Genomic DNA, 14,591 nt, shown 5'->3' on the forward strand with positions numbered 1-14,591 from the left:
TCGCGTCGCTGGCCCTCACGGGGTGCGGCGGCCCGGACGAGCCCGCGCCCGCGGTGTCGGTGCCGGGGTCGGCGTCGCCGTCCGGTGCGCCGACGACCGGGCCGACCGACGCCGCGAGCCCGGGCGACGACACCCCCGCACCCGCCGCGTCGGCGACGGAGACGGCGTCAGGCCCGCCGTTCCCCGCGGACACCCGGCCCGACACCGCCGAACCGACCGGAGAGGGCGAGACCTTCCTGTCCGTCACGGACGTGCGGGTCGCGGCCCATGACGGGTACGACCGCGTCGTGCTCGACCTCGACGGCACCGGCAGCGGGAGGCCGGGCTGGCGCGTCGAGTACGTCGACCAGGCCTCCGACGACGGTTCCGGCCACGCCGTCGAGGTGGACGGCGACGCGATCCTGCGCGTGTCGGTCTCGGGGACGGCGGCGCCGACGGACAGCGGCGTCGCGGAGTTCTCGGGCGACCGGGTCGAGCCCGACGAGACCGAGTCCGTCGAGGAGATCGTGTACCGCTACTGGTTCGAGGGGTACACCACCGCGTTCCTCGGCATCGACGACGGGGAGCGCCCGTTCCGGGTGTTCCTGCTGGAGGACCCGGTGCGGGTGGTCGTCGATGTGCAGCACTGACTAGCCGGCCGCCTCCGACTTCTGCGGGCGGTTGAGCAGTGTCGCGGCGAGCTCCTCGACCGGCAGCGAGCCGTCGAGCACCGCGACGACGCCCGCCGTGATCGGCATCTCGACGTCGTGCGTGCGCGCGAGCTCCAGCACCGACTGCGAGGACTTCACGCCCTCGGCGGTGCCGCCGGTCGCCTCGATGGCCTCGGCGAGCGGCAGCCCCTCGCCGAGGTGCTTGCCGAGGCGGTGGTTGCGCGACAGCGGCGACGCGCACGTGGCCATGAGGTCGCCCATGCCGGCCAGGCCCGCGAACGTCGTCGGCTCGGCACCGACCGCGAGGCCGAGGCGCGTGATCTCCACGAGCCCGCGCGTGATGACGGTGGCGAGCGTGTTCCAGCCGAAGCCGCGGCCCTGGGCCATGCCGGCGGCGAGCGCGATGATGTTCTTGACCGCCCCGCACAGCTCGACGCCCACGACGTCGGTGTTCGTGTAGGGGCGGAAGTACCCGGTCGAGCAGGCGGCGGCCACGAGCTGGGCCGTGGCCTCGCTGCGCGAGGCGACCACGGTCGCCGTCGGCTGGCGGGCCGCGATCTCGGGCGCGAGGTTGGGCCCGGAGACGATGGCGACGCGCTCGTCGGTCAGGTCCAGCACCTCGGCCATGACCTGGCTCATGCGCTTGTCGGTGCCGAGCTCGACGCCTTTCATAAGGGACACGACCACGGCGTCGGGCTCGACGAGGTCCTTCATCGCCTCGAGCGTCGTCCGCGCGACCTGCGACGGCACCGAGACGACGACGAGCGACGCACCCTTGAGGGCGACGGCGGCGTCGGTCGTGCCGCGCATGGCGGGCAGCTGCACGCCGGGCAGGTACTTCTCGTTGCGGTGCGTGCGGTCGACGGCGTCGAGCACCGCGGGGTCGCGGCCCCACAGCGTGACGTCGCAGCCGGCGTCTGCCAGGACCATCGCGAACGTGGTGCCCATCGACCCGGCACCGAGCACGGCGACGCGGGGCTGCGCGGGGGCTGCCGGCGCGCTCACGGGCGCTCCACGGGCGGGTAGGTCGTCATCTTCACCTCGTAGTCGGGGTGCTTGCGCAGGTCGAACCGCGGACGGGGGGCCTTCTCACCGCGGATCTGCTCGAGCTCCGCGGTGATGCCGTCCATGATGCGGCTCGTGGCCTCGCGCAGCGTGGCGCTGTCGATCGGCCGGTCGTACAGGTCGCTGAGGTCGACGGGCGGCCCGGTGCGGATGGTCACCGTCCGGCGCGGCCACGGCCACCGCGGGAAGCCGTACCGCGGCATGATCTCGGTGACGCCCCACTGGGCGATCGGGAGCACGGGCAGCCGCGTCGTCAGCGCCATGCGCGCGACGCCGGTCTTGCCCTCCATGGGCCAGTAGTCGGGGTCCCGCGTCAGGGTGCCCTCGGGCAGGATCGCCACGCAGGCGCCGTCGCCGAGCTGGTTGGCGGCCTCCTGGAGCGACTCGGTCGCCCTGGACGACTCCCGGTCGACCGGGATCATGTTGGTGCCGCGCAGCGCCCAGCCGGTGAGCGGCGAGGTGAACAGGCCCCGCTTCGCGAGGATGCGGGGCTCGCGGCCGTTGTCGAAGAGGTAGTGCGCCAGGGTGAGCGCGTCGAGCTCGGTGACGTGGTTGGCCGCGGCGATGAACCCGCCCGTCTCCGGGAAGTTCTCCCCTTCCCCGCCCTTCCAGTCGTACTTGCACAGCGCGAACATGATGTTCCGGACGATGAACGCGATGAAGCGGTACATCCGTGACTCGGGGCGTGGTGTCGACACGGCCGAAAGGATACTCGGCCGGGCCGGCATGCCCGGCAAGGGCCCGGTAGGCGCTGAGATCTGGTGTGCGCGCCGAGATCTGGCGGCGCACAGCCAGATCCCGACGCAGACACCAGATCTCAGCGGGCGCAGCGAGCCCGGGGCCCGCACCCGAGGCAGGGCTCAGCCGCGCTGGACGTCGGCGCCCAGGGCCTCCAGCTTGTCCTGGAAGTTCTCGTAGCCGCGGTCGATGAGGCCGATGCCGCGCACCGTCGACTGTCCCTTGGCCGCGAGCGCCGCGATGAGGTGGCTGAACCCGCCGCGCAGGTCCGGGACCTCGATGTCGGCGGCCGAGAGCGGCGTCGGGCCGGAGACGACGGCCGAGTGGTGGAAGTTGCGCTGGCCGAACCGGCAGTCGCGCCCGCCGAGGCACTCGCGGTAGACCTGGATGGTCGCGCCCATCTTGCGCAGGGCGTCGGTGAAGCCGAACCGGTTCTCGTAGACCGTCTCGTGCACGATCGACAGGCCGGTGGCCTGCGTGAGCGCGACGACGAGCGGCTGCTGCCAGTCGGTCATGAAGCCGGGGTGGACGTCGGTCTCCAGCACGATCGACTTGAGGTCGCCGCCGGGGTGCCAGAAGCGGATGCCGTCGTCCTGCACGTCGAAGCGGCCGCCGACCTTCCGGAAGGTGTTGAGGAAGGTCATCATCTCGGGCTGGGTGGCGCCCTTGACGGTGATGTCGCCGCCGGTGGCCAGGGCCGCGGAGGCCCAGGAGGCGGTCTCGATGCGGTCGTTGAGCGCGGTGTGGCTGTAGCCGTCGAGGCGGTCGACGCCCTCGATGCGGATCACGCGGTCGGTGTCGACCGAGATGATCGCGCCCATCTTCTGCAGCACCGCGATGAGGTCCATGATCTCGGGCTCGATCGCGGCGCCGGAGAGCTCGGTGACGCCGTCGGCCCGGACGGCGGTGAGCAGGGTCTGCTCGGTGGCGCCGACGGACGGGTACGGCAGGGAGATCTTGGTGCCCTGCAGCCGGCGCGGGGCCCGCAGGTGGATGCCGTTCGGCCGCTTGTCCACGACGGCGCCGAACTGGCGCAGGATGTCGAGGTGGTAGTTGATCGGGCGGTCGCCGATGCGGCAGCCGCCGAGGTCGGGGATGAACGCCTCGCCGAGCCGGTGCAGCAGCGGGCCGCAGAACAGGATCGGGATGCGGCTGGAGCCCGCATGGGCGTCGATGTCGGCGACGTGGGCCGACTCCACGTTGGACGGGTCGAGGTCCAGGATGCCCGCGTCGGTGTCGTACTTGACGTTGACACCGTGCAGGTCCAGGAGTCCGGAGACGACCTTGACGTCACGGATCTGCGGGACGTTCCGCAGCACGCTGGGGGTCTCCCCCAGCAGGGAGGCCACCATCGACTTCGACACGAAGTTCTTGGCGCCTCGAACGGTGATGGTCCCGGTCAACGGGTTGCCGCCGTTCACATACAGCAGATCGTTCATATCCTCGTCGTCGTCTCGTTCGTTCCGATGCTGGACTGGCGTGCGGGCCGCGCGGGCCCTCTGGGGCGCCCGGACGATCCTTGCCCCTCGTCGCCGGTCGTGCCAACACGCGCACGGACGGGAGTATTCACCGTTCACCACACCTTCACGCGCGACGCACCGACCCGCAGGGCGACACGCCGGAGCCCCCAGGGGCTGCGGTGACGCCCGTCAAGCCCCTGACCATCTAATGAGACGGGGTTCCCGGATCGCGGACAGGTGCTTAGTGTCGAGCGCATGAGCACCTCTGCCTCGTCGAGCCGCACCACCTCGCCCGGTGCGCAGGACCAGCCGGCCGGCAACTCCCGCGGCCGCGTCGTCGTCGCCTCCCTCATCGGCACGTCGATCGAGTTCTACGACTTCTACATCTACGCGACCGCCGCGTCGCTGGTGTTCCCCGCGCTGTTCTTCCCGAACGCCGAGGACCCGACCACGCAGCTGCTCTCGTCCTTCGCCGTCTTCGGCGTCGCCTTCGTCGCCCGCCCGCTCGGGTCGGTGCTGTTCGGGCACTTCGGGGACCGCATCGGCCGCAAGGCGACGCTCGTGGCGTCCCTGCTCACCATGGGCATCGCGACCGTGCTGATCGGCCTCATCCCCGCGGCCTCGACGCCCGGCTGGGGCCTCGCGGCACCGGCCGTGCTGGTGCTGGCCAGGTTCTGCCAGGGCCTCGGTCTCGGCGGTGAGTGGAGCGGCGCCGCCCTGCTGGCCACGGAGAACGCGCCGCAGGGCAAGCGCGCCGTGTACGGCACGTTCCCGCAGCTCGGCGCCCCGATCGGCTTCATCCTCGCGAACACCGTCTTCATCGCGCTGTCGACCACGCTGACGACCGAGCAGTTCGCCGCGTGGGGCTGGCGCATCCCGTTCCTCGCGTCGGCGATCCTCGTCGTCGTCGGCCTGTGGGTGCGGCTCTCGCTGCTGGAGACGCCGGCGTTCCGGAAGGTGCTCGAGGCCGAGGCCGTGAGCAAGGTGCCGGTCGCGCGCGTGTTCCGCAGCTCGTGGAAGCAGATCGTCTCCGGCACGTTCATCATGCTGGCCACGTACGTGCTGTTCTACCTGATGACGACGTTCACGCTGAACTACGGCGTCGCGCCGACCGCGCCCGAGGACGGCTCGCCCGCCGGCCTGGGCTACGAGAAGGTCGACTTCCTCTGGATGCTCATCCTCGGTGTCGTGTTCTTCGGCGTCTTCACGCTGCTCTCCGGGCCCATGGCCGAGCGGTTCGGCCGCCGCAAGCACCTCGTGTGGACGACGGTCGCGATCGCGGTGTTCGGCGCGCTGTTCGTCCCGCTGTTCGCCGGGGGCACGTTCGGCGTGCAGACGCTGCTCATCATCGGCTTCACGCTCATGGGCCTGACCTTCGGGCCGATGGCGGCCGTGCTGCCCGAGCTGTTCCCCGCCAACGTGCGGTACACGGGCTCGGGCATCGCGTACAACCTGTCGTCGGTGCTCGGCGCGGCGGTGGCGCCGTTCATCGCCGTGTGGCTGTGGGCGAGCGCCGACGGGTCGCCCGTGCTGGTGGGCGTGTACCTCACGGTGATGGCGCTGATCACGCTGGTGGCCCTGCTCCTGGAGCGGGAGACCCGCGACGTGGACTACGAGGCGAACGTCTCGGCCTGACACGGCCGCCACCGCTCACGGCCCGCCGCCCCGGCTGCACCCGGGGCGGCGGGCCGTCGCTCGTCCTCGCCGTCGCGCGCCGGACGGTCGACACCTCTAGGCTTGGTTCGTCGGTTCACCTGGACAGCCAAAAGGCCCGCCGGTGACGACCGACGGACCCAGTGGAACTGCTCGAACGGAGCGACCTGCCTCCGCCTTCGAGAAATACGCTAGCCCGCCTCGGAGGCACGCACAAGATGACGACGGCCGCTGCCGCTCCCCCCTCGATCACGCGGTGGATCAGTCCGCCACGCTTCGCTCCGTACGCGCTCGAGGCCGCCGGGAACGTCCGGCACGCTGTGCGCCTCTACGACTGGAACCGCGAGCTGTCGGGCGCGGTGTACGAGCTGCTGCACATGTTCGAGGTCGCGCTGCGCAATGCCATGGACGAACAGCTCTGCGAGTGGAACGCACAGCAGCCACACACCGACGGCTCAGGCTTTCATGCGGATGCCTGGCTCCTCGATCCCGCCCCGCTGCTGAACCGGCTGACCAGGAACGGCCAGGACATCCACAAGGCGCGCCGCCGGGCGACGGCAAGCTCGCAGTCCCGGCTGCCGAACCGGCCGATCACGCACCCGGACGTGCTCGCTCAGCTCTCGCTCGGGACCTGGCGCTACCTCCTCCCCAACCGGGACGCCGGCCGGCAGCGTCTGTGGGACGACGCCCTGCGGCACGCGTTCCCGCAACTGACCGCACCGCCGCGGGTACTCACGGCCAAGGTTCACGACATCCATCTGCTGCGTAACCGGGTAGCGCACCTCGAGCCCCTGCTGCGCACCCAGGTGGTACGCGCTCGCCTGACAGACGTGCTCGCGGTACTTCGCGCGATCGACACCGTTCCCGAGCAGTGGGCCGCCGGACACCAGCGGGTGACCCAGGTGCTCAAGGCGCGCCCGCGCTGAGCTAGCGTGAGCGGGTGGAGATCGGGGCCGTCGTCGCAGCCGGGGTGGCCGTGCTCGTCGGTGCCGGGCTGCAGCGGGTCGCCGGGATGGGGCTCGGGCTCGTCGCCGCACCCGTGCTCACCGTGCTGCTCGGCGCGTCGGTCGGCGTGCTGGTCAGCAACGTCGCCGCCATCGCGACGGCGCTGCTCGTGCTCCGCGCGCTCCGCGACCGGGTCGACTGGCGGCGCGTCGGCACGATCCTCCCGCTCATGCTCGTCGGGTCGCTGCTGGGCGCCCTGACGGTCCGTGAGGCCGACTCCGCGTGGCTCGACGTCATCGTGGGCGGCTCCGTGCTCGTCGCGCTCGCCGCGTCGGCGCTGCTGCGGCGTCGCGTGCGGATCAGCGGGCGCCCCGTCGCCGTCCTGACCGGGCTCGCGGCGGGGTTCATGAACACGACGTCGGGCGTCGCCGCGCCGGCCTGGACCGCCTACGCCCTGGCGACCCGCTGGGACCACCGGTCGTTCGCCGCGACGATGCAGCCGCTGCTGCTGGTCATGAACACCATGTCGGTGGCGACCAAGCTCGGGCTGGGCGCGATCCCCGCGCACGCGACGCCCGCCTGGTGGGTGTGGCCGGTGCTGCTCGCGTGCGTCGGCGCGGGCGTGCTGCTCGGCACGGTGCTGTCGCGCCGGGTGCCGACGCCGGTCGCCGCCCGGATCGCTCTGCTGGTGGCGCTGGCGGGCGCCCTGACCGCGCTGGTGCGGGGCCTGCTCACGGTGTGGTGAGCCGGCCCCGCCTCAGTCCTCCTCGGCGAACACCACGTCCCGCCTGCGCCGGATCGCCGGGAGCACGGCGACGACGAGCGCGAGCACGGCCAGGCCGAGCAGCGCCGCCGAGATGGGGCGCGTGACGAACACCGTCGGGTCACCGTGCGAGATGAGCAGCGCCCGGCGCAGATGGTTCTCGAGCAGCGGCCCGAGCACGAAGCCGAGCAGCAGCGGCGCGGGCTCGCAGCCGCACCGCACGAGCACGAAGCCGCCGACGCCGAGCACCGCCATCACCAGCACGTGGAACGGGTTCTGGTCGATCGCGTAGGTGCCCGTGCAGGCGAACGCGATGATCGCGGGGAACATCACCGAGTACGGCACGTCCAGGAGCTTCACCCACACCCGGATCAGGGGCAGGTTGAGCACCACGAGCAGCGCGTTGCCGATGAACATCGAGGCGATGAGCCCCCACACCAGCTCGGGCTGCGACCGCATGACGCCGGGGCCGGGCTGGATGCCCTGGATGATGAGCGCGCTGAGCAGCAGCGCCATCACGGGGTGCGCGGGCAGGCCGAGCGCGAGCAGCGGCACGAACGACGTCTGCGCCGCCGCGTTGTTCGCCGACTCCGGGCCGGCGACGCCCTCGATCGCGCCGCGCCCGAACTGCTCCGGGTGCTTCGAGAGCCGCTTCTCCGTGGCGTAGGCCCCGTACGCGGCCAGCACGTGGCCGCCGCCCGGCAGGACGCCGAGCACCGAGCCCAGGCCGGTCGCGCGCAGCACGGGCCCGACCATCCGGCGCCGGTCCTCCCGCGTCGGCCAGAGGTTCTCGACCTTGGACGCGACCCGGACGCGCGTGCGCGGGTCGTGCAGGTTCTTGAGGATCTCGGCGATGCCGAACACGGCGACCGCCACCGACACGAAGCTCAGCCCGTCCCACAGCTCGCGGACGCCGAACGTGAACCGTGGCACGGCCGTGTACAGGTCCTGGCCGATGGTCCCGAGCAGGATGCCGAGCACGATCATCGCGAGCGCCTTGACCGCCGACCCGCTGGCGAGCGCGATGGACGCCACGAGGCCGAGCGCGACCACCGCGAACATCTCGGCCGAGCCGAACGTCAGGGCCGCGGCCGCCAGGGGACCCGCCGCGGCGGCCAGCACGAACGTGCCGACGACACCCGCGAAGAACGACCCGAGCGCCGCCGCCGCGAGCGCCACGCCCGCACGCCCCTGCCGCGCCATGGGGTGCCCGTCGATCGCCGTGACGGCCGACGACGACTCCCCCGGGATGTTCAGCAGGATCGCGGTCGTGGACCCGCCGTACTGCGCGCCGTAGTAGATGCCGGCCAGCATGATGATGGCCGACGTCCTGTCGTCGAACCCGAAGGTCAGCGGCAGCAGGAGCGCGATGGACGCCGTCGGGCCGATGCCGGGCAGCACGCCGACGGCCGTGCCCAGCGCGACGCCGAGCAGGCAGAACAGGATGTTGTGCAGGGCCAGCGCCTGGGTGAAGCCGAGCGCGAGATTGTCGAGGAGTTCCATCTCACCCACCCAGCCAGTCGCCGAAGAGCGGCAGGCGCAGCTGCAGCGCCAGCACGAAGATGACCCAGGCCAGGACGGTGAGCCCGAGCGCCGTGACGATCGTCCGGAGCCAGGGGACGCCGCCGCGGGCGAGCGCCGCGAGCAGCACCGAGCCGAAGATCGCCGGGATGACGCCCAGACCGTCGACCGTCAGGGCGAAGAAGACGATCGCCCCGGCGATCATCACGACGGGCCGCCACTCCAGGCCGGCGAGCGGTCGCAGGTCCGGCTGCTCGACGGCGGCGCCGTCGCCGTCGGCCTCGGCCTCGGGGTCGGGGCCGGAGCCGGGGTGCGCAACGTCCGACGGTGGCGCGTCCGGGGCGACGTACGCCTTGACGACGCACGCCACGCCGAGCACGGCCAGCACCAGGCCGAGGACCAGCGGCAGGTAGCCCGGCCCCATGTCGAGCAGGTCGCCCAGCTCGTAGCCCAGCGCCCCGACGGCGAACGCCGCCCCCAGCACCACGAAGATCACGCCCGCGACGAGGTCACCCGTCGAGCCGGGCCGGAGCGTGCGGATCTCAGCCTCCCTGCGTGCCGATGACGTCGCCCCAGGTCGCGATCTGCTCGGTGAGCAGCTCGGTGTGCGCCTCGGGGGTCGCGCGCTCGGCGTCGACGGGTGTCGTGCCCAGCTCGGCCATCTGGTCGATCACGGACTGGTCCTCGAGCGCGACCTGCAGCGCGGCGGTGAGCTTCTCGACGACCTCGGGGGGCGTCCCGGCCGGGACGTACAGGCCGTGCCACACGGAGACCGCGACGTCGGGCTGGCCGGCCTCGGCCGTGGTCGGCAGGTCGGGGAGGGACTCGATACGCTCGGGCGTCGTCACGGCGTACGCCTTGACGGTCCCCTCGGTGATCTGGCCGGTGGTGTTGGTGGTCTGGTCGCACATGAAGTCGACCTGGCGGCCGACCAGGTCCTCCATGGCCGGGCCCGTGCCGTCGTAGGGCACCACGGTGACCTCGACGCCGAGCGCCGTGGTCAGCAGGCGGCCGCACAGGTCGGACGCCGCACCCTCGCCCGCCGTCGCCATGGTGACCTCGCTCTCGTGCTCCTGCACGTAGGTGACGAAGTCCTCGAACGTGTCCGGCTCGAAGTCGCTGCGCGCGATGACCGTCATCGGCACCTCCGTGACCAGGCCGACGGTCTCGAAGTCCTCGACCGGGTCGTACGCCAGCTGCTCGCCGTACAGGGCGGGGGCCGTGGACATGCCGATGTGGTGCATGAGCACCGTGTAGCCGTCCGGGTCCTCCGCGGCGACCTGCCCCGCGCCGACCGTGCCGCCGGCGCCCTCGACGTTCTGCACGACGAGCTGGACGCCCAGCTCCTCGGCCATCGGCTCGGCGATCATGCGAGTCACCGTGTCGGTGGGCCCGCCGGCGGCGAACGGCACGACGACCTCGATGTCGTCGTCCGGGTAGGAGGCCGGGTCGTTCCCGGCCCCGGAGGAGCAGGCGGCCAGGACGAGGCTCAGGCCGGCCAGCGCTGCGCTGGTCGCGACCACCTTCCGGGGTCCGACGGGGTTCATGTCCGTCTCCGATCGTCGTTGATGCGGCAGGTCGCGGAGCCCAGGGGGGTGAAGCAGGCTCGCGAGCGCGACAGTACCGCCACGCATGTGACATCCGCCACAAAGGGCGCGCGGCTTGACCGAACGGTGACCTCCCACCCTCGCCCCGCCGAGGTAGTCATGGGGCGAGGTAGTCATGGGGCGAGGTAGTACTACCTCGCCCCATGACTACCTCGGCGGGGAGGGAGCTCAGTCCTCGGGCCCGCCGACCGGCGGCTCGACGACCGCGCGGGCCGGGCGAGCGGCGTCGTACCGGAGATTCACCTGGTCGCCGACGGCGTGCCCGCCGCCCCAGGTGACCTCGGTCAGCGTCCGCTCGCCCGCGAACGGGTGCCGCCAGCTGACCGTCGTGACCGTGCGCGGCCTGCCGTTGACCGTGACGCGGTCGGACGTGCGGACCGCGGTGACGATGCCCGTCGCGCGCTCGCCGGTGGCGGCGAGGCGGTCGCGCGCCCCGGCCCGCAGCCGGGCGGCGAGCACCGCGGCGCCGGCGCCGGCGAGCGCCACGGCGACCACCGCGAAGATCGTCTCGAGCCAGTACCCGTACCGGGCGTCGAGCCGCGCGTCGGCGGGGTCGGCAGGGTCGTACAGCACGGTGACGCGCTCGCCGACGTCGTGGCGCGGCGGGTTCGTCGCCACGCGGTCGGTCAGCTCGTAGGTGCGCCCGTCGACGTCGTAGGCGACCTCGGCGCGGTAGGCGTCGTCGTCCTCGTCGAGGCCCACGACCACCCCCTCGGCCCGGCCGGCGTCGGCGAGGAAGGCGGCGGTGCGCACGCCGAGGAACCCGGCGGCGGTACCGAACGCGGCCGCCATCACCAGCAGGACGACCGCCACGACGACAGGGGCGCGAGAGCTCATCCGCGCATCGAACCACGACAGCCGCGGCGGACAGAGCACCCGGGTGACCGGGTGTCGGTGGCGGCCGGCATGCTCCGCACCGTGGGCCTGATCACCGACTACTTCCTCGCCGCCTCCGACGCGGCGGCGGCGCAGCACCTGGACACCGGCGTGTACGACGTCGGCCTCGACCCGGCCGACGTGCTCGAGGCGAAGGGCGTCGACCCCTTCGTCATGCTCGGCACCCTCGAGTCGATGCTGACGCCCGTCGCGTACGAGACCATCTCGGCCGACCCGACGCCGCCGGTGGCGATGGGCGAGAGCGGCGAGCACGGCGTCGCGCGGGTGCGCGGCACGCTCACCAGCGCCCTGGCCGGCCTGACGCCGGAACGCGTGCCCGAGGTGGCGGCGGCGTGGGGGCGCACCGAGGAGTTCGGCGACGACCCGGACGAGGCCGGGCCGGCCGGCTTCCTCGCTGACCTGACGGCGCTCGCCCGCCGCGCCACGGCCCAGGACAGGCACCTGTACTGCTGGTTCTCCGTCTGAGCCCCCGCACATGCCGAGGTAGTCGTCTGGCGAGGTAGTACTACCTCGCCACACGACTACCTCGCCACGTGACTACCTCGCCACGTGACTACCTCGCCAGGTGACTACCTCGGCAGGAGCTGGGCCAGGAGGGCGTGGCTGTTGGCGCGGACGAAGGCCTTGAGCGCGAGCGGGACGAGGTCGACGTCGGCCAGCGCCTCGTCGTCGTGCAGGTCGACGTGCTCGACGTCGTACGTGCCCCGCACGGGCTCCTCGAACTCCGGGCCGGAGCGCAGCGCGAGGTCCATCGTGTCGAGCCGCGCGAGGAAGTAGTGACTGACCGCGACGCCCGCGTCCTTGGGCTGGGAGGTGACGAACACCTGGCGCACGACGGCCGCCGTCGCACCCAGCTCCTCGCGCAGCTCGCGGTGCAGCGCGGCCTCGACGGAGGCGTCGTCGGCCTCGACGGTGCCGCCCGGCGTGACCCAGTACGGTGCACGCCCCGGCACGGTGCGCTTGATGAGCACGAGCCGGCCGTCGCCGTCGAGCAGGATCGCCCGCGCCGCCTGGCGGGTGACGACGGGCGGCGCGGCGGCGGGCACGTCGTCGACCACGGGCGCCTGGCGCAGGTAGCCCTCGAAGAAGGGGCCGCCCGCGGCGTCGAGGGTCGCGCGTGCGACGTCGATCATGGCCTGGTCGTCGTACCGGGCGGCGAGCCAGCGGCCCGCGAAGCCGGGGTCCCAGGCGCGCAGCTCGCGCAGCAGCCACTTGCCGCCGCCGTCCCAGCGGCCGGCCGCGGCCAGCGCGAGGTGGCCTACTCGCTCCCACAGCACCGAGCGGACGACGTCGGCCTCGCCGAGGTCGCGCGCGTACGCGAGGTCGTCGAGCAGGTCGGTGACGCCGTAGCGCGCGTCCTCGAGCGTCGCCTCGGACGCCGGGCCGGGCCCCGCCTCGACGAGCGCGCGGCACTCGGCCTGCAGCGCGGCGACGAGGTCGCCCGAGCCGGCGACGGGGACGCCGGTCGCGATCATGCGCGCGAGGGTCGGCTTGCGGCGCGCGGTCTCGTTCGCGATGAACCAGCGGTGGCCCGCCTCCGTGTTGACGAACAGCTCGACCGGCCAGCCCCGCCAGCGGACCGCGTCGCGGTGGCCGACGGCGCCGTCCGGCACGCACACGACGATGTCGAGGTCGGAGCCGGGGGTGCGCGCACCCGGGTCGAGCACGCTGCCGGCCAGCAGCGCCCAGCGGGCGTCGGGGTAGCGGTCCGCGATGAGGTCGGTGGCATCGGCGACGGGGTCCACGGCCGCCATCCTCCCCCACGTCCCGCCGGAAACCCATTCCCCCCGTGAACCGGCCGGGACCAGGCGCGTCAGGGATCAGCGGGCGCCGTCGGCCCGGACGCGCTCGTAGTGCCTGCGCGCCTTCATGCGGTTGCCGCACAGCGCCATCGAGCACCAGCGCGCCCGGTTGGGCCTGCTGTGGTCGAGCAGGAACCGCGCGCACTCCGTGTTGGCGCACGGGCGCAGCCGCCCGGGGCTCTCGCGGCGCACCGCGTCCCACGCGAGGACGGCGCGCACGGCCGGACGGCGCTCCTCGTCCGCCTCGAGCTCCCAGGCCACGCCCTCGTCGCCGACGACGGCGCGCCGGTGCACGCCGTCGAGCAGCGGCGCCAGCGCGGACGGTGCCGCCGACCCGCGGACGAGGCCCTGCAGCGCGTCTCGCGCGGCGGCCGTGGCGGCGAGCTCCCCGGGCGTGCCGCGCCCGCCGCGGGCGCGCAGCCACGCGGCGTCGAGCTCGTCGCGCGGCGCGCCGTCGACCACGGGCGTGCTGTTGAGCAGGTCCAGCAGGAACGTCTCGTCGGTCATACCTAACCCCCAAACCTCGCTTGACAGGTTACACGACGGCGTGCTGTGGTTCTAACCACCAAAACCACTATTGAAGGGTTAGAGACATGACCGCCGTCCACCACCGCTGGGCCACCGTCGCGGGTCACCGCCTCTTCTACCGGGAGGCCGGCCCCGCCGACGCCCCCGTGATCGTGCTGCTGCACGGCTTCCCCGCCGGCTCGCACATGTTCCGGGACCTGGTCCCGCGTCTCGCCGGCCGCTACCGCGTCGTCGCGCCCGACCACCTCGGGTTCGGGTACTCCGACGCCCCGCCGGCCGAGGACGTCGACTACACGTTCGACGCGCTCGCCGACCTCACGCAGGGCCTGCTCGCGCAGCTCGGCGTGCGTCGCTACGCGATCTACGTGCAGGACTACGGCGCGCCCGTGGGCTGGCGCCTCGCGCTGCGCGACCCGCAGGCGGTCACCGCGATCGTCACGCAGAACGGGAACGGCTACGACGAGGGGTTCGTCGACGGCTTCTGGGCGCCCGTGCGGGCGTACTGGCACGAGCGGACGCCCGAGACGGAGGCGGGCGTGCGCGGCGCGCTCACCCTCGAGGCGATCCGTTGGCAGTACCTGACGGGCGAGCCCGACCCGTCGCTGGTCAGCCCGGACACGTGGCACCACGACCACGCCCGGGTCTCCCGCCCGGGCAACGACGCGGTGCAGCTCGCCCTCTTCGCCGACTACGCGACGAACCCGCCCCTGTACCCGGAGCTGCACCGGTACCTGCGGGACAGCCGGGTGCCCGTGCTGGCGGTGTGGGGCCGCGGCGACGAGATCTTCGGCCCCGAGGGCGCGACGGCCTTCGCCCGCGACGCGCACGAGCCGGAGATCCGCCTGCTCGACGGCGGGCACTTCCTGCTCGAGAGCGCGGGCGAGGAGGTCGCCCGGCTGATGCTCGACTTCCTCGACCGGCGCCTGCCGGCGCCGGCCTGACCCAGCGGGCGCCTGACCGAG

15 protein-coding genes are annotated in these 14,591 nt (G+C 72.9%); 6 read left to right on the forward strand and 9 right to left on the reverse strand.

Features of this window, described 5'->3' with window-relative positions; translation table 11 throughout:
- On the forward strand, positions 1–629 hold a 629-nt coding region (locus tag HLB15_RS12110), incomplete at its 5' end, for an AMIN-like domain-containing (lipo)protein (RefSeq protein WP_171105976.1).
- Here the strand turns inward: HLB15_RS12110 and HLB15_RS12115 are convergent.
- From HLB15_RS12115 to murA, 3 genes are all read right to left on the reverse strand, one after another.
- Positions 630–1,655: an NAD(P)H-dependent glycerol-3-phosphate dehydrogenase gene (locus tag HLB15_RS12115; RefSeq protein WP_268240989.1), complete on the reverse strand. Its 1,026-nt coding sequence runs from the start codon at positions 1,653–1,655 to the stop codon at positions 630–632. It abuts the gene before it with no gap.
- Complete coding sequence (locus HLB15_RS12120; protein ID WP_229784988.1) at positions 1,652–2,413, reverse strand: lysophospholipid acyltransferase family protein; 762 nt, start codon at positions 2,411–2,413, stop codon at positions 1,652–1,654. The genes HLB15_RS12115 and HLB15_RS12120 overlap by 4 nt, the downstream gene beginning before the upstream one ends.
- A gap of 162 nt (positions 2,414–2,575) precedes the next feature.
- On the reverse strand, positions 2,576–3,892 hold the full coding sequence (gene murA, locus HLB15_RS12125; RefSeq protein WP_171105979.1) for a UDP-N-acetylglucosamine 1-carboxyvinyltransferase: 1,317 nt from the start codon (positions 3,890–3,892) through the stop codon (positions 2,576–2,578).
- Positions 3,893–4,168: 276 nt separating this feature from the next.
- Here murA and HLB15_RS12130 point away from each other — a divergent pair, with 276 nt between their 5' ends.
- The 3 genes from HLB15_RS12130 (at position 4,169) to HLB15_RS12140 (ending at position 7,256) form a co-directional block, all read left to right on the forward strand.
- Positions 4,169–5,548, forward strand: coding sequence for an MFS transporter (locus HLB15_RS12130; RefSeq protein WP_171105981.1), 1,380 nt, complete (start codon positions 4,169–4,171; stop codon positions 5,546–5,548).
- A gap of 236 nt (positions 5,549–5,784) precedes the next feature.
- Complete coding sequence (locus tag HLB15_RS12135; protein WP_171105983.1) at positions 5,785–6,492, forward strand: Abi family protein; 708 nt, start codon at positions 5,785–5,787, stop codon at positions 6,490–6,492.
- Between the two features lie 14 nt (positions 6,493–6,506).
- Positions 6,507–7,256: a sulfite exporter TauE/SafE family protein gene (locus HLB15_RS12140; protein WP_171105985.1), complete on the forward strand. Its 750-nt coding sequence runs from the start codon at positions 6,507–6,509 to the stop codon at positions 7,254–7,256.
- 12 nt (positions 7,257–7,268) lie between these two features.
- Here the strand turns inward: HLB15_RS12140 and HLB15_RS12145 are convergent, their stop codons facing one another.
- The 4 genes from HLB15_RS12145 to HLB15_RS12160 form a co-directional block, all read right to left on the reverse strand.
- Positions 7,269–8,777, reverse strand: coding sequence for a tripartite tricarboxylate transporter permease (locus HLB15_RS12145; protein ID WP_171105987.1), 1,509 nt, complete (start codon positions 8,775–8,777; stop codon positions 7,269–7,271).
- A gap of 1 nt (position 8,778) precedes the next feature.
- Positions 8,779–9,291 (reverse strand): tripartite tricarboxylate transporter TctB family protein, encoded by a 513-nt coding sequence (locus HLB15_RS12150; RefSeq protein WP_212759799.1) that lies wholly within the window; start codon positions 9,289–9,291, stop codon positions 8,779–8,781.
- Positions 9,292–9,337: 46 nt separating this feature from the next.
- The gene (locus tag HLB15_RS12155) at positions 9,338–10,342 is read right to left on the reverse strand and encodes a tripartite tricarboxylate transporter substrate-binding protein (protein WP_171105988.1); all 1,005 of its coding nucleotides are present in this window, start codon (positions 10,340–10,342) and stop codon (positions 9,338–9,340) included.
- Between the two features lie 228 nt (positions 10,343–10,570).
- Complete coding sequence (locus tag HLB15_RS12160) at positions 10,571–11,239, reverse strand: DUF3592 domain-containing protein (RefSeq protein ID WP_171105990.1); 669 nt, start codon at positions 11,237–11,239, stop codon at positions 10,571–10,573.
- A 69-nt stretch (positions 11,240–11,308) separates the two neighbouring features.
- Here HLB15_RS12160 and HLB15_RS12165 point away from each other — a divergent pair, with 69 nt between their 5' ends.
- Positions 11,309–11,764 carry a hypothetical protein gene (locus HLB15_RS12165; RefSeq protein ID WP_171105992.1) on the forward strand — a complete coding sequence of 152 codons (456 nt, stop codon included), beginning with the start codon at positions 11,309–11,311 and terminating at the stop codon, positions 11,762–11,764.
- A 104-nt stretch (positions 11,765–11,868) separates the two neighbouring features.
- On the opposite strand, the gene HLB15_RS24825 is transcribed toward HLB15_RS12165, so the two are convergent.
- Together HLB15_RS24825 and HLB15_RS12175 are read right to left on the reverse strand one after the other, a co-directional pair.
- Positions 11,869–13,044: an NUDIX hydrolase gene (locus HLB15_RS24825; protein ID WP_229784986.1), complete on the reverse strand. Its 1,176-nt coding sequence runs from the start codon at positions 13,042–13,044 to the stop codon at positions 11,869–11,871.
- A 75-nt stretch (positions 13,045–13,119) separates the two neighbouring features.
- Positions 13,120–13,608 (reverse strand): CGNR zinc finger domain-containing protein, encoded by a 489-nt coding sequence (locus HLB15_RS12175; protein WP_171105994.1) that lies wholly within the window; start codon positions 13,606–13,608, stop codon positions 13,120–13,122.
- An 86-nt stretch (positions 13,609–13,694) separates the two neighbouring features.
- On the opposite strand from HLB15_RS12175, the gene HLB15_RS12180 reads away from it, so the two are divergent.
- A complete protein-coding gene (locus tag HLB15_RS12180) occupies positions 13,695–14,570 on the forward strand; it encodes an alpha/beta fold hydrolase (protein WP_171105996.1) in 876 nt (291 codons plus the stop codon).
- Positions 14,571–14,591: the final 21 nt, after the last annotated feature.

Source organism: Promicromonospora citrea, assembly GCF_013004695.1.
Lineage (GTDB): Bacteria > Actinomycetota > Actinomycetes > Actinomycetales > Cellulomonadaceae > Promicromonospora > Promicromonospora citrea.